Source organism: Microbacterium sp. LKL04, assembly GCF_900102005.1.
GTDB lineage: Bacteria > Actinomycetota > Actinomycetes > Actinomycetales > Microbacteriaceae > Microbacterium.
Genome location: NZ_LT627736.1, coordinates 2,056,494 through 2,073,277, shown reverse-complemented (window position 1 = coordinate 2,073,277; position 16,784 = coordinate 2,056,494). Strand labels below are relative to the sequence as shown.

Genomic DNA, 16,784 nt, shown 5'->3' with positions numbered 1-16,784 from the left:
TCATCTCCGGGTCAGCGCTCGATGTGGTCGAGGTGCAGCATGCGCGCGAGGTTCGCATCGAGCTCGTCGTCGCGGAAGATCTTCTTCCAGTCCTCCTTGATGATGCTCTCGCGACCGTAGTCCATCGCGATCAGGCACGCGTCGCTGAACGGGTTGTCACCGCGCAGGCCGTTGGCGAGCGCCACCTGGGTGTGCCCGTAGAGGATGCTGCGCGCTGCCGCCTCGGGGACGCCCATCGTGTGGATCGCCTCGTCGAGCGCCTCGTTCAGGAGCGAGCCGATCATGCAGGCGACGGTCTCGACGAGCGTCGGCTCGAGCTGGGCGAGCTGCTTCACGGTGACGAAGTGGACGTCGATGACGGGCGCGTAGATGGCGCGGACGGTCTCCTCGACGATGCGCGCGTGCTCGGGATCGTCGGATTCGACGGCGGCGATGGCGTCCTGCGGCGCGGCGATGCCGCCGAAGGTGTCGGCCCATTCCTCCCTCGTCGTGCGCTCGAGGAACACCGACGGGTGGCACGGGTGCGCGACGGCCTGGATGACGTCGTCGCGGGTCGTGAGGAGCCCGGCGTACGCGGCGGCGGGGTCGAGCGTCAGCACGATCGCGCCGGCCTTCAGCTGCGGGACGAGCTCGGCCGTGACGGCGCCGAGGGCGAGGTCGGGGACGGCCAGGACGACGATGTCGGCGTCCGCGACGGCGACGGATGCCTCGGTCAGCTCGCGTCCTGCGTCGAGGGTGCGTTCGCGTCCGCCAGGGGAGTTCTCGACGTAGTGGACGGTGTGGTCGGTCTTCACGAGGTTGTTGGACACGCGCATGCCCATCTTCCCTCCGGCGCCGATGACGGCGATGGTGTGGCTCATTCGAAGCTCCTCAGGTGGTCGAGGGTGGCGCGGGTCCATTCCCGCTCCGTGCGGATGGTGGTCTCGGGGTCGCCCTGCCAGGGCAACCAGTGCTCGACGATCTCGTTGATCCCGCGCTCCCGCGGGCGGACCGTGTCGAGCAGGTGTCGGTAGTCGTGCAGGCCCGTGCCCATGCGAGCTCCCGAGTAGGTGAAGCCGACCCAGCCGGGCTGCCGGTCGAACGCGAAGTCCTTCGCGTGCACGTTCACCACCGCAGCGGCGGTCTGCTCGACGCACGTGCGCGGGGATTCGAGCCGCGCGACGACGTTGGCGGGATCGAGGCAGATGCCGAGGGTCGTGCTGTGCGCGTCGCGCACGAGGCCGAGCAGGTCGTCGGTCGCGACCTGCTCGTAGGTCTCGAGGGCGAGCGTGACCCCGGCCGACTCGTACGAGGGGAGGATGCCGCGCAGCAGCGCGCCGGCCTCGGCGAGCGTCGGCCGGGAGTCCGGCCCGAACACCATGCTGCGCACGAGCCGGGCATCGAACGCCTCCGCGAGCGCGAGGAACCGTTCGAGGTGGTCGTGCCCGAGACCCTTCGTCCCGAGTTCGATGCGCAGCCCCAGCTCGCGCGCCGCGCGGGCGGCATCCCCGACCTCCCGGTCCGACATCTCGGTCAGGGGGTCGTAGTCGCAGATCTGGAACAGCTCGACGCCGAGCTCGCGCGTGCGCTCGAATGCGCCGACGAGCGAGAGCGGGTCGGGGGAGCGGTCGGAGTGCTCCCAGAAGAAGGCATACGTCCCGAGCCCGATCACGGCGCGCTCCGGCGGAGCGCGAGGGCGTGCGCGTCATCGAGGACCGCCGCGAACGCTGACGGGTCGTGTGCGAACCGGCCGAGGAAGAGTCCGTCGACGGCGTCGCCGAGTTCGCCGAGCAGACCGGGCCCCGCCGAGCCGCCGTAGATGACGCGCGAGCCCGCGCGGTCCGGGTCCGCGTAGAGCGCTGCGCGGAGCGCGCGGGTCACCGCCGAGATGTGGGGGACGGGCGCGGGCGAGGGGGCGCCGATCGCCCAGACCGGCTCGTACGCGACGACGATCGGTCCGGCCGGGGCGCCGGCGAGGTCGCGCGCGAGCTGGGCGACCGTGGCCGTCGCGGCGGACGCGGCATCCTGCTGCTCGTCCTCGCCGATGCACAGCACGGGCGTCACGCCGTGGCGGAGCGCCGCGGCGGTCTTCGCGGCCACGACCTCGTCCGACTCACCGAACAGCCGGCGTCGCTCGGCGTGGCCGACCTCGGCGTACGCGACGCCGGATTCGGCCACTTCCGCGGCGGTCACCTCGCCCGTGAACGGACCCGGCTCGTGCGCCGAGACGTCCTGCACGCCGAGGCGCACGGGGGTTCCCGCGAACGCGCCGGCGGCGTCGTCGATCTGCAGGTAGGTGGGGATGACGAAGACCTCGACGGCGCCGCTGCGGACGCCCTCGTGGGCGCGCAGCGCGGCGGATGCCTGCGCGAACCACGCGCGCGCCTGACGCCGCCCGAAGTACGCCTTCAGGCTGACCCCCACCGTGACGGGCGCCATCAGCAGGATCCGGTGCTCTCGTACTCCCCGATGACCGCGACCTTCGACGCCGAGGCGGAGGACGGGTCGAATCGGTAGGTCAGCCACTCGCGCACGAGCCGGCGGGCGAGCTCGATGCCGACGACCCGCTGTCCCATCGTGAGCACCTGCGCGTCGTTGGAGAGCACACCGCGCTCGACCGAGAACGAGTCGTGCGCGGTGACGGCGCGGATGCCCGCCACCTTGTTCGCTGCGATCGCGACGCCCAGCCCGGTGCCGCAGATGAGCAGCGCCCGGTCGGCCTCGCCGCGGGCGACGCGCTCGGCGGCCTCGATCGCGACCTTCGGGTACGGCGTGTGGCCGTCGGCGCCGACGCCCACGTCGACGACCGACGCGACGCCCTCGCTCTGCTCCAGGTCGTGCTTGAGGATCTCCTTGTAGTCGAAGCCGGCGTCGTCGCTGCCGACGACGATGCGCAGGGGCTCGGTCATGTCAGTTCCTCTCGGGGGTGTCGGCCGATGCGGACCGACTGATGACGGGGGCCGCGGCGAGGGTCTCGCCGACGGCGGTGACGATCAGGGCGAAGGAGTGGGCGCCGGCGTCGACCGTGCCCACGGCGTGCTCGCCGTGTGTGCGGGCCCGACCCTTGCGAGGGAGCAGGTCGGCCGTCGCGGCGGCAGCGGCGGTCGCCGCCACGGCCGCGGTGCGCCAGGCATCCGCGAGACGCGTACCCGCCGCAACGTCGCCCGTGAGGGCCTCGGTGAAGGGGAGCAGCGCGTCGACCATGGTCTTGTCGCCGCGTTCCGCCTTGCCGTGCGAGACGACGGCACCGACGCCCGCGGCGACGCCGTCGGCGATGCACGTCGCGTCGGGCCGGCCTGCGTCGCCGAGACGAGCGGCGATTTCGGCGAGCAGCAGACCCCACAGGGCACCCGAGGTCCCGCCGGCGCGGTCCGACCACGCGTCTGCCGCGCGGGCGAGCGTCGTCGCCGCACCGGCACCCGCGTCGGCGGCCTGCCGCGCGGCGCGGACGGCGGCGCGCGACCCGCGCTGCATCCCGATCCCGTGGTCGCCGTCGCCCGCGACCGCGTCGATGCGTCCGAGCTCGTCGACGTGCTCGTCGATCGTCCTCGCGACGGTGTCGAGTGCGGCCACGACGGTCGCTGCGAGCAGGACGGATGCCGCGTCGCCGGCGACCTCGTCGGATGCGACCGCCGAGGCGATGCGCCCGGCATCCCGCCGCTCCGTCGTCGGGACCGCGCCGCGCCGGTACGCGGGGGTGTCGACGGGGGTCTCCCACAGGTCGGCGAGCTCATCGTCGAGCCAGAAGAGGGTCAGTGACGTCCCCGCCATGTCGAAGCTGGTGCAGTACTCGCCCACGTGCGGGTCGACGATCTCGAGCCCCGCCTCGTCGAGGAGCGCGGCGACCCGGCGGTAGACGACGAACAGCTCCTCGTACTTCAGTGAGCCGAGTCCGTTGAGCAGCGGGACCACGCGGCCGTCGGCACCGTCGGGGCGTTCGGCGAGCAGCCGCGCCACGACCATCTCGGCGAGGCCGTCGGCGGTCGGGATGTCGGTCTCGTCGATGCCGGGTTCGCCGTGGATGCCGAGGCCCACCGCCATGCGACCGTCGGGCACCGAGAACAGCGGAGCGTCCGCGCCGGGGAGGGTGCACCCCGTGAAGGCGACGCCGAAGGAGCGGGTGCGGTCGTTCGCGAGGCGCGCCACGCGTGCCACGCCCGCGAGGTCGTACCCGGCGGCGGCGGCGCCGGCCGCGGTGCGGAACACGGTGAGGTCGCCGGCGATCCCGCGGCGACGGTCGCGCTCGGCGGGGCCGGCGCTCGCGATGTCGTCGGTGACGACGACGGTCTCGCAGGGGATGCCCTCCGCGCGCAGGCGTTCCTGGGCCGCGTCGAAGTTGAGCACGTCGCCGGCGTAGTTGCCGTAGCTCAGCAGCACCCCGCCGCCGGCGTTCGCGGCCGAGGCGACCGCGTGGACCTGCTGCGTCGAGGGGGAGGCGAAGAGGTTCCCCATGGCCGCACCGTGCGCGAGGCCCGGCCCGACGAGGCCGCCGAACGCCGGGTAGTGCCCGGACCCGCCGCCGATGACGACGGCGACCTGGCCATCGGGCACGCGGGTGCTGCGGACGACGCCGCCCGTGACGCGCTCGACGTAGCGACCGTTCGCGGCGACGAAACCGTCGATCATCTCGTCGGCGAAGTCCGCCGGATCGTTCCACAGGCGCGTCATCGCGTGCTGCTCCTCGGGTCGGGGGTACGGGTGTCCCGCATCGCCATTGTGCACAACCGGTTGACCAATTGCAAGCGCGTCGGCACCGCGCTTCCGGGCTCTCTCCCGTATCTTGATCCCGTGCCCGCTTATCCGTCCGACCGCTCCGCCGACATCACGGCGTCCCTCGGGGTGCTGCCCTCCGGCACGCCGGTCTCGGAAGTCGCGCGCCGGCTCATGGACCTCTTCACGAGCGGAGACCTCGAGCCCGGCACGCGCCTGCCTCCCGAGCGCCAGCTCTCGGTCACGCTCGGCGTCGGGCGCTCGGCCGTGCGCGAGGCACTCGCGGCCCTCGAGATCCTCGGCATCGTCGACGTCCGACCCGGCTCGGGTACCTACCTCCGCGGGACGGCGAGTGATCTGCTGCCGCAGACCCTGCGCTGGGGGCTGCTGATCGGGCGGCGCAGCACCGATGACCTGCTCGACGTGCGCTCGGGCCTCGAGATCTACAGCGCCCGCCTCGCCGCCTCGCGGGCCGATTCCGACGACATCTCGCGCCTGGCCGATTCGCTCGCCCGTATGAGGGCCGCTGATGCGGACCTCGCCGCCTTCGCCCGAGCGGATGCCGCCTTCCACGACGCGCTCGCCCGCGCCGCCGGCAACGACGCCCTCGTCGACCTGCTGCACGTGGTGCGCTCGCTCCTGCAGGTCTATGCCGACCGGGCCGTGCACGACGCCGACGCCGCACGTCTGGCGATCGCCGAGCACGACGCGGTGTTCCGCGCGGTCGAGGCGAAGGACGAGGATGCCGCGGCCTCCGCGATGGCGGTCCACATGGCGACCGCGGCGGCGCGGCTCGCGGGAGCGTCGCGCGACTGACCCCGCCCGGCGCCGCGTTCGAGGGGCGCATCCCGTCGCTTCGCGCGACCGCACGCGACCCGTTGCGTCCCCGGAACGAACGGGCGCCGCGTTCGAGGGACGCGTCCCGTCGCTTCGCGCGGCGCGGCGCGGCATCCTGCGTCCCCGGAGCGGTGCCCGCCGGACGTCGGCCCGTGCGCTTGCGCAGACCACTGAACGTTATTTAGTCTTTTGTCGCCGGGCGATGCCGCCCGCCCGCCACGACGACGTCGCAGGAGACCGCAGTGACCGCATCCCTTTCCACCGCCCCCGACGGCACGCGCTACCGCGACCTGAACCGCAACGGGGTGATGGACCCCTACGAGGACCCGCGTCTGCCGATCGCCGAGCGGGTCGCCGACCTCGTGTCGCGCCTCTCGCTCGAGGAGAAGGCGGGACTGATGATCCAGACGATCGTCCCGACGACGACCGACGGCGAGGTCGACGGGCCGTCCACGATGCCCGGGCGCACCGCGGCGCGCGAGTTCATCGAGGGCCTGCACGTCACGCACCTGAACATCCACCAGATCCCCGATCCACGCGCCATGGCCCGGTGGGTGAACGGGCTGCAGCGCGTCGCAGCTGCGTCGGGCCACGGCATCCCGGTCACCATCTCGACCGACCCGCGTCACTCCTTCACCGAGAACGTGGGGGCGTCGTTCACCGCCGGTCACCTCTCGGCGTGGCCGGAACCCCTGGGTCTCGGCGCGCTCGCCGACCCGGGCTTCGTGCGTGAGTTCGCGGACATCGCCCGGCGCGAGTACCTGGCCGTCGGCATCCGCTCGGCCCTTCATCCGATGCTCGACGTCGCGACCGAACCGCGCTGGCCGCGCCAGTACGGCACGTTCGGTCAGGATGCCGAACTCGTCGGACGCCTGGGGGTCGCCTACGTCGACGGATTCGAGGGCGACCGGCTGACGGCGGCGAGCGTCGCGTGCATGGCCAAGCACTTCCCGGGCGGCGGGCCGGAGAAGGACGGTGAGGACCCGCACTTCCCGTACGGCACCGACCAGGTGTACCCCGGCGGCATGTTCGAGTACCACCTCGAGCCGTTCCGCCGCGTGATCGACCGCGGGGTCTCGGCGATCATGCCGTCCTACGGGATCCCCCGCGGGGTCGTCCTCGACGGAGAGGCCGTCGAGGAGGTCGCCTTCGGCTTCAACCACCAGATCATCACCGGCCTCCTGCGCGAGAAGCTCGGCTTCACCGGCGTCGTCTGCACCGACTGGGGTCTCATCACCGAGTCGCGCCTCATGGGCAAGGTGCTGCCGCCGCGGTCGTGGGGCGTCGAGCACCTCAGCGAGATCGAGCGCGTCCGCAAGGCCCTCGACGCCGGCGTCGACCAGTTCGGCGGCGAGGACGACCCGGCGCTCGTGCTCGAGCTCGTCCGCTCCGGCGCCGTTGCCGAGTCGCGCCTCGACGTCTCGGTCGCGCGCCTGCTGACGGTCAAGTTCGAGCTCGGCCTGTTCGACGACCCGTTCGTCGACGAGGATGCCGCGGGTGAGATCGTCGGCAGCGCCGAGTTCCGTGCGGCGGGGGACCGGGCCCAGTCGCGCTCGGCCGTGATCCTCCCGGGGGGTGGTGGGGACGCAGCATCCGTCCTTCCCCTTCGTCCGGGCACGGCGGTGCACGCCCCCGAGGTGTCCGACGACGCGATCCGCGATGCGGGATTGGTGCCGACGGCGGATGCCGCCAGCGCCGACGTGACCGTCGTGCGGCTGCAGCCGCCGTTCGACCCGCGAGACGAGTACATGCTCGAGGCGCACTTCCACGCGGGCTCGCTCACGTTCGACGACGCCGTCTTGGCGGACGTCGCGGAGGTCGCTGCGGTGACGCCGACCGTCGTGGCCGTGCACCTCGAGCGCCCCGCCCTGCTCGCCCCGGTGGTCGCGCACGCGCACGCCGTCGTGGCGACGTTCGGGGTCTCCGAGCGCGCCCTGCTCGACGTGCTCACCGGGCGGGTGCCGGCGGCAGGCAGACTGCCCTTCGAGATCCCCCGCGACGAGGCGGCCGTCCTCGCCGGGCACTCCGACGTCCCCGGTGGCACGGTCGACCCGGTCTACGAAGCCGGTACCCCGTCACTCGAGGTGACGGCGTCCGCGGATGCGTGAACGGCGGAACTCCGCGCAGGGCCGGGAGAGCCGCGAGCTGATCCTCGAGACGGCGCTCGAGGTCATCGGTCGGAGAGGCTACGGGGCGACCTCGCTCCGCGACATCGCGGGCGAGGTCGGCATGACGCAGGCCGGCATGCTGCACCATTTCGGCACGAAGGAGAACCTGCTCGTCGAGGTGCTGCGGGAGCGGGATGCCGCGACCCGCGAAGCCCTCGCCGAGCAGGCCGGCGCCGAACCGCCGTCGGTGCGGGTCGCGCGGCGCAACGCCGAGTCGCCCGCGCTCGTGCACCTGTACACGAACCTGCAGGTCGCGGCATCCTCACCCGATCACCCCGCCCGCGCCTTCTTCGAAGAGCGTCAGCAGAGCGTGCACGCCGTCGTCGCAGCGGACGTGCGAGCGCGGCAGGACGCCGGTGAGATGCCCGCGGGGATCGACGCCGACATGGCCGCGACCGTGCTGCTCGCCCTCTCGGACGGCCTGCAGCTGCAGCAGGGCGTCGACCCGACGATCGACATCGCCGCGGTGCTCGGATGGACGTGGGAGCGGTTGACGGAGGCGGGCCGGCCGGGCTGAGTCACGCAGGCCGGGTGCCGGGCGTCGGAGTAGCGGACACGTCCGTCCACACTTCCGTCATCTGCTCGATCAGTCCGTCTCGGACGCTGATGAACGTCGCGCAAGCGAACTCCGTGATGCCGCGGTCGTCGCGGGCCGTGACGACGGATCGACATGCGGCCCGCACCTGGTCGCCGACGATGTCCTCGACGTGCAGACCCTCGAACCCGGGATAGGCGGCGTTGAGTTCGATCCACGAAGCCCGGTCGAAGATCTCCTCCGTGTGGACATACCGGCAGGAGAAGTCCGGGTGCAGGTAGCGCTCCAGGTCCTGCCAGCGGTGATCATCGAGTGCCGTCATGAGTTCGGAAAGAAGGGAGACAGCCTGCATCATCGAATCGTAGAGGAACGTCATCTGGTCAAGAAGCTCCGCCGCCGTTTCGGGGCCGGGCCGGGGGCTGGGGCCGTCTCTACTCCTCGCGCGTCACCCGGATGGCCATGAACTGCCGTCCCGGCAGGTCGACGCGTACCTGACCACGGCAGGTACCGGGCAGCTCCTCGACGGACATCCCCCACGTATCGATGACCTCGACGCGCCACTCGCCCTCGTCGAGGATGACGTTCCGGAACCGCGGCCGGTTGAAGCCGAAGTAGGCCACCTTCACGCGTCCCGCGACGCCGCCCCACGGCACGTCCCAGTCACTCGGCAGCGGATCCCACACGCCGCCCGGCGCCTGGGACTGCAGCAGCTCGAGGAACCCGATCCGTGCCGGCGACGAGCCGTGCAGCGCCCCGCCCTTCGACCACCAGAGCACCTCGTCGTCATCGCCGACGGATGCCGCGCCTCCGAGCGCGGGCGGGTAGTAGGTCTCGCCGTGACCGACGTAGCCGCCGCGGACGGCTCCCTCCCAGAACCGGCGGGTCATCTCCTCGCCGGTGATGTTGCCCCAGCCCTGGTCGATGTCGCCCTCGTACGCGCACTCGTCGATGACGACGGGCTTGCCCCACTCCTCGCGCCACTGGTCGGTGTTCTCCGCGGTGCGGTACACGTCGACCCGCTGGATGCTGACGTGCGTGATCCACGGCTTCGCGTAGTCGTAGACGGGGCGGCAGTTGTGGATCGAGTTGAGGTGACCGAAGGCATCCTCTTCTCCCACGACGGCGGCGAGCCGCTCCCAGTCGTCGAGGCCCTTCGACCACAGCAGGTCGTACTCGTTCGCCATCGACCACCAGACGTTCGCGAATCCCGACAGGCGTCGCACGACGTATCGCAAGTAGCGCTCGTCGACGGCTGGACCCAGGTCGGCGAAGCCCCATCGGTCGTAAGCGTGGAAGAGGATGAGGTCCGCTTGGATGCCGAGGGCCGCCAGGTCCGCGATGCGCTGCTCCAGGCGTCGGAAGTGCGCGGGGTCGAACCGGGTGTGGTCGAAACCGCCCTCGAGGGTGCCGACGAACGGGAAGTCGGCGGGTTCGTTGGCGTTGTACAGGTACGACTTCGGGAAGACGCACATGCGCAGCTTCACGAAGGGGGCCTCGGCGAGGGTCGCGAGCGTCTTCTGCTGGAGTTCCTCGGGCTGGTGGGTCCACGCGTAGGCGGTCGTGCCGACCGGGCGGTGCCGGGTGCCGTCGGCGTGCTGGAAATGCAGTCCGTCGACGCGCACCGGTCCGTGCGAGCCCTCGCGCGCGGCGACCACCTCGACCGTTCCGGTGAGGCCGTCGAGCGACCGCGCGGTCGAACGGGTCTCGAAGGTCCAGGTGCCGGTCGTGTCGGCGAGGGCGCGGACGATGTAGACGCCGTCGCCGTCGTAGAAGCCGCCGACCCGGATCTCCTCACCGCCCCGGCGGAAGACGGCGTCGAGTTCGACGTCGACGAACGGGTTGCCGTGCGCGGGGCCGGCGATGCGGACCTCGAGCGGGTCCCAGAGCGGCGTCGGCGCCGGGAGGGTGACCTCCGCCGAGGCGCGGGGGACGTCGTCGCCCTCGTAGGCGGGGTCGGGATCGATCGCGGGTGCGTACGGGGGACGACCACCCCCGGACCCCACCTCTGCGAGCGCGGCGAAGAACCTCTCCCGCTCCTCGAGATCCTCGAGGGCGGGGACGATCGCGACCAGCTGCCCGAGGCGGCCGTTCCGGAACTGCGTCGCCATCGGCGAGGCGGCGACGCCGGGAAGGTACCGCTCGAGGATCGCACGGGCGTCGGGATCGTCGAGAGCCTCGCCGAAGGTGCTGGCGCGGTCGAACATCGTGTCTCCTCGGGGGTGGGTCAGGCGGATGCCGTCGCGCGCCGGATCGCGTCGTCGACGGACGCGAGCAGGTCGGGCGGGGTGAACATGAGCGCGGTCGTGACGGGGCGCCCGGCGCCCCAGCGGGTCTCGGCCCGCACCGCCTCTGCCCGGTCGGGATCGGCGGCGGCGACCGTGTCGACGAGCGCGGCGTAGGCGCGGGGGTCGTCGATGACGTCGGCGAGCGACGCGTGCAACCCGTCCAGTGCGGGGCGCGGGGGAGTTGCCGGGGCGGCGAAGCGCCATTCGTGACGACCCGATCCGACCTCGTCCGGTGCGCCCGGCACGGCGACGTCGGCGGACGTGTTCGCCGGCACGACCGCGGTCACCACGATCTGGTCGCGGTCGCGACGCCACGAGACCGACGCCTCGCCGTACGGGGTCAGGTGGCGGGCCGATGCGGACGACAGCGTCTCGAGAGGCTGCGGCGCGATGCGCAGCCGCCGGTAGCCCGGAGCGGCAGGCGCGAGGCCGGCGACCGTCCGGTGCAGCCAGTCGGCGACCGCACCCAGCGCGTAGTGGTTGAACGAGGTCATCTCGCCCGGATTCACGGTGCCGTCGGGCAGGAGCGAGTCCCATCGCTCCCAGACCGTGGTCGCGCCCTGCGTCACGGGGTAGAGCCACGACGGGCACTCCGTCTGCGTCAGCAGGCGCTCTGCCGCGGCGAGGTGGCCGCCGCGGGTCAGCGCGTCGGCCACCAGCGGGGTGCCGACGAAGCCGGTGCCGATGCGGTACCCGCCCTCGCGGACGAGGGCCGCGAGACGGTCCGCCAGTGCGGCACGCACCTCGGGATCGGTCACGAGGTCGAACTCGAGCGCGAGAGCGTACGCGGTGGGCGCGTCGCTCATCATGCGCCCGGCGGGGGTCACGTACTCGGCGGTGAAGGCGCGGCGGCTGCGCTCGGCGAGCGTGCTGTAGTGCGCGGCATCCGTCTCGAAACCGAGCAGTCGCGCGGCATCGGCGACCTGTCGGAGGGAGCGGGCGTAGTAGGCGGACGCGACGATGTCGCTGTCGACCTTCGCGTGCCCGGGCTTGTCCGGCGGCGCGGCGGGGTCGAGCCAGTCGCCGAGCTGCATGCGACCCGCCCACAGGCCGCCCTCGCCCGCGTCGCGGCCGATGGCATCCACCCATGTCCGCATGCTCTCGTACTGCGCGGCGACGACGTCGCGATCGCCGAAGCGCTCGTGCAGGACGGTGGGGACGACGGTCGCGGCATCGCCCCAGGCCGCGGGCGACGCACCGCCGGCGAACCCCGTGAGAGCCGAGGGGACGACGACGGGAACCGAACCGTCGTTGCGCGCCTGCTCGTGCGCGAGATCACGCAGCCACGAGGTGAGGAACCCGGCGCAGTCGTAGAGGAATGACGCCGTCGGAGTGAACACCTGGATGTCGCCCGTCCAGCCCAGCCGCTCATCGCGCTGCGGGCAGTCGGTCGGGATCGACAGGAAGTTGCCGCGCATGCCCCACACGACGTTCTCGTGCAGGCGCTCGATGAGCGGATCGGATGCCGAGAACCACCCGGTCCGCGTCATGTCGGTGTGGAGCACCACCGCCTCGACGTCGGCGGGGTCGACGTCGGCGCCGGTGATCTCGGCATAGCGGAAGCCGTAGAAGCTGAAGCGCGACTCGAGGACGTCGTCGCCCCCGGAGAGATCGAAGGTCGCCGTCGCGGCGGCGTTGCGGAGGGGGCGGAGGGAGAGCTCACCGTCCTCGAGAACCTCCGCGTGCCGGATCGTCACTCGGGCGCCCGCGTCGCCGCGGAGCCGCACCCGCAGCCTGCCCACGAGGTTCTGCCCGAAGTCGAGGATCGTGCCGCCCGAAGGGGTCGCCAGCACGTCCGCGACGGGGAGGGTCTCGATCCGCCGGACGGGAGGAGCGATCCGGGCCTCGGGGACGGGGACCGTCTCGTACCCCGAGAGGGCGGCCGCCCCGACCCGGACGGGACGGAAGTCCGCGGCCGTGATCCGGAGGTCCTGGTGCTCGCCCGCGTAGATGCCGCTGTCGACGACAGAGCACTCCGCGGCAGCCTCCCACCCGTCGCCGGTCGCGGCGACCGTGGTGGTCGTGCCGTCGTCGAACGTGACGCGCAGCTGCGCGAGGAAGGACGGCTGCGTGCCGTAGAGCCGGGCGGCGAATGCGAAGAAGCCGTATTTCTCCGTGTACCAGGCGCCGGCGAGGGTCGCGGACAGCTCGTTCTCTCCCTCGCGGACGAGCGCGGTCACGTCGACGGTCTCGTGGACGAGACGGTCGCGGTAGGCGGTCCACCCGGGAGAGAGGACGTCCTCCGACACCGGCGTCCCGTTCACCTCGGGTTCGGCGACGCCGAGAGCGGTCCAGAAGAGGAGGGCGCGGGTGACCGGGCGGCCGAGCCGGAACCGCGTCTTCACGACGGTGGGCATCGCCTCGCGGGCGGGGTCTGCGAGCCCGACGGGCTGCGCGACCCACTCGCCGGCAGCCAGGAAGCCCGCCGCGAGTTGGCAGCCGTCGGACCAGTCGCTCCAGGTGCCGGATGCCGCCTGTGCGCGCACGCGGACGGCGCGGCGGTCGCCGGGTTCCAGCGGCGCGAACGGCCACGCGACGAGTGCGCTGTCGTCGCCGTCGAGCACGACGGTCTCGATGCCGTCCGTGACTTCGGCGCGGGTTTGGAGCCAGTTCGCTTCGTCGGTCGCGACGATCCAGCTCAGGCGCGGCTCGGCCGTCGCGACGAACGGGCTGTCGCTGCGGAGCTCGACGCGCAGACTGTCGATGCGGGCGTTCACAGGAGTCCTCCGAGGTCAGTTCAGCAGGCGGCCGATGTCGGCCGCCAGGGCGACGGCGCGCGGATCGGCGCCGCCGGGCCAGGGGCCGCGGGCGATGGTCCACGCGAAAGAGACCCCGGAGTCGGGGTCGACGCAGGCGAGGGCACCCGCTGCGCCGTCGTGGCCGAAGGAGCGGGGCCCGCCGAACGAGAGCTGCTGCGACGGCTTCTGGAACACGATCGCGTGGGCGCGGTCGTGCTGATGGAGGACCTCGTCGTACCCGCGGATCTGCTGCTGCCCGATCTGCTCGACGGTGTCGGCGGAGAGGAACGGCTGCCCGCCGTCGACACCCGTCACCGCGGCGGCCATCAGACGAGCGAGCCCTCGGGCGCTGCCGGCGCCGCTGCCGGCCGGGTGGCCGTACCGCCAGCTCCGCGGCGAGTTGCCGAGGTCGACGTCGCCCGCCATCGAGCCGAACACGAGCGGGCCGAGAGCCGAGTACGACCGGACGAGGGTGTCCGAGACGGGCTGGATCATCGGCAGCACGTCCGCGCGGCGATCCTCGTGCTCCGGGGGCAGCCCGAGGTAGAAATCCACCTCGTGCGGTGCGCGGATCTCCTGCTCGTAGAACTCGTGCAGGGTGCGTCCGGTGACCCGGAAGACGAGCTCGTCCCCGAGGGAACCGATGGTGATCGCGTGGTACCCGAACGCACTGCCCGGGTGCCAGAAGGGGCGGGATGCCGCGAGCCGATCGGCGGCGGCGTGATGGTCGAGCAGCTCGTCCCACGTGAGGACCGTGTCGGCCTGGGGGAGGCCCGCCTGGTGCGAGAGCAGCTGACGGACCGTGACGGCGCCCTTGCCCTTCGCGGCGAACTCCGGCCAGTAGGTCGCGACGCGCTCGTCGAGGTCGAGCTCGCCGCGTTCGATCAACAGGCCCACGGCGAGGCCGATCGTGTTCTTCGTCACCGAGTACGGCACGATGACGGAGTCCCGGCCGAGGTGCGGCCCGCCCCAGGCATCCAGGACGATCTCGCCCCGGTGACGTGCGGCGACCTGGAACGAGAGGTCGGGGTCGGCCGCGAGCCAGCTGTCGAGTCGCTCGGCGATGCCGGTGAGGCGGTCGTGGACGGTCCCCTCGAGAAGCGTCACGCGCCGACCTCCCAGTCGGCGGCGAGCGGAAGATCGGCGACCGATGCGCCGACGCGCAGCGTGAACGTGCCCGGCTCGATCTGCCAGCCGTCCGCCCAGTGCGCGAAGCGGCGCTGCGGCAGGGCGATCGAGGCGGTCGCGGTGGCCCCGGCATCCGCTCTGACGACGGCGTGACCCACGAGCCAGCGAACCGGCCGGTCGACCTCGGAGCCGGCACGCTCGGCGTAGACCTGGACGACCTGCTTGCCGGCGCGCTCGCCGGTGTTGCGGAGCGTGACCTCTATCCGCTCGCCGTCGCGGGTCGCGGCATCCCACTCCCACGAGGTGTAGCCGAGGCCGTGTCCGAACGGGAAGGCGGGTTCGGCGGCTGAGCGCAGCCAGGCGCGGTAGCCGACGTGGATGCCCTCGTCGTACGTCAGCACGCCGTCTTCCGGGGTCACCTGGGTGACGGGCACGTCGGCGAGTGCGGCCGGCCACGTGGTGGGGAGGCGCCCGCCGGGCTCGGCGGCGCCGGTGAGAACGTCGGCGATGGCGTGACCGAACTCCTGTCCGCCGAAGTAGCCCTGCACGATCGCCCCGACCTCGTCCGCCCACGGCAGGACGACGGGCGAGCCCGCGTTGACGACGACGATCACGGGCGTCCCGGTCGCGGCGACCGTGCGCACCAGGTCGTCCTGGCGGCCCGGCAGGTCGAGGTCGGTGCGGTCGTAGCCCTCGGACTCGACCTTCGCGTTCGTGCCGACCACGACGATCGCGACCTCCGCGGCGCGGGCGGCATCGGCGGCTCGCGCGATGAGCTCGGCGGGGTCGGTCCGCTCGGGGGCGATGCCGATCGTCGCCGACATGGCGCCCGCGAGCGCCCCTGCGTCGGCGGGGACGAATTCGACGCGGACGTCGATCGGGATGCCGCTCCGCACGGCGACCGCCGCGGTGAGGGACGGCGGGTTGAGGAAGGCGGCGCCGAGGTCGGTGCCCTCGACGACGGGGGAGTCGTCGAGGAGCAGCTCGCCCCCGACGTAGAGGCGGGCCGGGTTCGCGCCGGCGAAGCCGAGCTCGACCGTGCCCGTCGCCTCCGGCGTGTAACGGGTCTCGAAGACGACCGTTCGGCTCGCGGCGATCGGGGCATCGCCGCCGAACCACACGAGTGCACTGGCCCGCCGATCCTCGGTGAACAGCTCCTCGCCGTCCTCGCCGAGGAAGGTCACGCGCAGCCCCGGTTCGCCCGTGACGGGGTTCGTCATGCGGTCGAGGGCGAGCTCGGCGACGCCCTCCTGCACGACCGCGCCGATCTCGTACACGACGTCGGTGTGCGTCAGGGCCTCACGGATGCCGTCGAGCGGCGACACCGTGCGCTCGGGCAGCACCGTGGCCGACCCGCCGCCCTGTGTCCGGGCGTCGCGGGCGTTCTGGCCGATCACCGCGACGCGGCGCAGGCCACCGGCATCCAGCGGCAGCACCTTCTCGTTCTTCAGGAGCACCGTGCCTTCGACGGCGGCCTCGCGGACGAAGGCGACGCCGTCGACCGGCGCGGGCTCGAGCGGACTCGTCCCGTGGAGGGCGCCGACGCGTTCGGCGAGCAGCAGCATACGGAGCACCTTGCGGTCGAGGTCTGTCTCGGCGACGCGACCGTCCCGGACGGCGGCGACGAGGTCGGCCCAGGCGGGAGCCGGTCCCGGCATGGCGAGGTCCTGAGCCGCGGCGACCGCATCGAGCGAACGGACCGCGGTCCAGTCGCTGACGACGACTCCGTCGAAGCCCCACTCGCTGTTCAGGGGCGTCTCGAGCAGGTCGTTCTCGGTCATCGTCACGCCGTCGACGGAGTTGTAGGAGCTCATGATGCTCCACGTCCCGGCGGCGACGGTCGCCTCGAACGGGGCGAGGTAGAGCTCGCGGAGAGCGCGTTCGTCGACTTTTACGTCGACCGTGAAGCGGTCGGTCTCGGAGTCGTTGGCGACGTAGTGCTTGGGGGTCGCCGCGACGCCGTTGTCCTGCAGGCCGCGGACGTACGCCGCACCGAGCGCCGAGGTGAGGTGCGGGTCCTCCGAGAAGCATTCGAAGTGCCGGCCGCCGAGCGGCGATCGGTGCAGGTTGATGGTCGGTCCGAGGACGACGTCGACGCCCTTGCGTCGGGCTTCGCTCGCGGCGGCGGCGCCGTAGCGGTGCGCGAGTCCCGGATCCCACGACGCGGCCAGCGCCGACCCCGAGGGCATGTTCAGCGACGGGTCGCGCTCGTCCCAGCGGGGACCGCGGACGCCCGCGGGACCGTCGGAGAGCGTCATGGCCCGCAGCCCGATCTCGGGGAGCGGGACCGTCGTCCAGAAGTCCGCGCCCTGCACGAGGGCCGCCTTCTGCTCGAGGGTCAGCTTCTCGAGAAGGGGACGGAGGTGGTCGGTGGACGCGGTCATGCGATCTCCTGTGATCGGAA

The 16,784-nt window shown here is 72.4% G+C and carries 13 protein-coding genes; 3 read left to right on the top strand and 10 right to left on the bottom strand.

All coding sequences use genetic code 11. The features are described 5' to 3' along the window. Nucleotides 1-11 precede the first annotated feature (11 nt). Genes BLP38_RS10135 through BLP38_RS10115 form a run of 5 tightly spaced genes read right to left on the bottom strand, consistent with a single transcriptional unit; the run spans nt 12 to nt 4,647 of the window. On the bottom strand, nt 12-860 hold the full coding sequence (locus BLP38_RS10135; RefSeq protein WP_091356879.1) for a phosphogluconate dehydrogenase C-terminal domain-containing protein: 849 nt from the start codon (nt 858-860) through the stop codon (nt 12-14). Further along, the gene (locus BLP38_RS10130; RefSeq protein ID WP_091356875.1) at nt 857-1,651 is read right to left on the bottom strand and encodes a sugar phosphate isomerase/epimerase family protein; all 795 of its coding nucleotides are present in this window, start codon (nt 1,649-1,651) and stop codon (nt 857-859) included. Before BLP38_RS10130 ends, BLP38_RS10135 begins: the two co-directional genes overlap by 4 nt. After that, nucleotides 1,648-2,418: a triose-phosphate isomerase family protein gene (locus tag BLP38_RS10125; RefSeq protein ID WP_091356872.1), complete on the bottom strand. Its 771-nt coding sequence runs from the start codon at nt 2,416-2,418 to the stop codon at nt 1,648-1,650. Before BLP38_RS10125 ends, BLP38_RS10130 begins: the two co-directional genes overlap by 4 nt. Beyond that, a complete protein-coding gene (locus BLP38_RS10120; RefSeq protein WP_091356869.1) occupies nt 2,418-2,888 on the bottom strand; it encodes a ribose-5-phosphate isomerase in 471 nt (156 codons plus the stop codon). The genes BLP38_RS10125 and BLP38_RS10120 overlap by 1 nt, the downstream gene beginning before the upstream one ends. A gap of 1 nt (nt 2,889) precedes the next feature. Next, entirely contained in the window at nt 2,890-4,647 is a 1,758-nt protein-coding gene (locus BLP38_RS10115) for a dihydroxyacetone kinase family protein (protein WP_091356866.1), read from the bottom strand. A gap of 120 nt (nt 4,648-4,767) precedes the next feature. On the opposite strand from BLP38_RS10115, the gene BLP38_RS10110 reads away from it, so the two are divergent. The 3 genes from BLP38_RS10110 to BLP38_RS10100 all read left to right on the top strand — a co-directional run bounded on the left by BLP38_RS10110 (nt 4,768) and on the right by BLP38_RS10100 (nt 8,211). Then, entirely contained in the window at nt 4,768-5,505 is a 738-nt protein-coding gene (locus tag BLP38_RS10110) for a FadR/GntR family transcriptional regulator (RefSeq protein ID WP_091356862.1), read from the top strand. A gap of 263 nt (nt 5,506-5,768) precedes the next feature. Beyond that, the gene (locus tag BLP38_RS10105; RefSeq protein ID WP_091356857.1) at nt 5,769-7,634 is read left to right on the top strand and encodes a glycoside hydrolase family 3 protein; all 1,866 of its coding nucleotides are present in this window, start codon (nt 5,769-5,771) and stop codon (nt 7,632-7,634) included. Then, entirely contained in the window at nt 7,627-8,211 is a 585-nt protein-coding gene (locus BLP38_RS10100; protein ID WP_091356853.1) for a TetR/AcrR family transcriptional regulator, read from the top strand. The genes BLP38_RS10105 and BLP38_RS10100 overlap by 8 nt, the downstream gene beginning before the upstream one ends. A 1-nt stretch (nt 8,212) precedes the next feature. Here BLP38_RS10100 and BLP38_RS10095 read toward each other — a convergent pair whose 3' ends face one another. The 5 genes from BLP38_RS10095 to BLP38_RS10075 all read right to left on the bottom strand — a co-directional run bounded on the left by BLP38_RS10095 (nt 8,213) and on the right by BLP38_RS10075 (nt 16,764). Continuing rightward, nucleotides 8,213-8,581 carry a nuclear transport factor 2 family protein gene (locus BLP38_RS10095; RefSeq protein ID WP_157681093.1) on the bottom strand — a complete coding sequence of 123 codons (369 nt, stop codon included), beginning with the start codon at nt 8,579-8,581 and terminating at the stop codon, nt 8,213-8,215. A gap of 79 nt (nt 8,582-8,660) precedes the next feature. Further along, nucleotides 8,661-10,433: a DUF5605 domain-containing protein gene (locus BLP38_RS10090; RefSeq protein WP_091356845.1), complete on the bottom strand. Its 1,773-nt coding sequence runs from the start codon at nt 10,431-10,433 to the stop codon at nt 8,661-8,663. Between the two features lie 20 nt (nt 10,434-10,453). Then, complete coding sequence (locus BLP38_RS10085; protein ID WP_091356842.1) at nt 10,454-13,231, bottom strand: alpha-L-rhamnosidase; 2,778 nt, start codon at nt 13,229-13,231, stop codon at nt 10,454-10,456. A 15-nt stretch (nt 13,232-13,246) separates the two neighbouring features. Then, on the bottom strand, nt 13,247-14,359 hold the full coding sequence (locus BLP38_RS10080) for a serine hydrolase domain-containing protein (protein ID WP_231916481.1): 1,113 nt from the start codon (nt 14,357-14,359) through the stop codon (nt 13,247-13,249). Continuing rightward, on the bottom strand, nt 14,356-16,764 hold the full coding sequence (locus tag BLP38_RS10075; protein ID WP_091356838.1) for a beta-glucosidase H: 2,409 nt from the start codon (nt 16,762-16,764) through the stop codon (nt 14,356-14,358). Before BLP38_RS10075 ends, BLP38_RS10080 begins: the two co-directional genes overlap by 4 nt. Nucleotides 16,765-16,784: the final 20 nt, after the last annotated feature.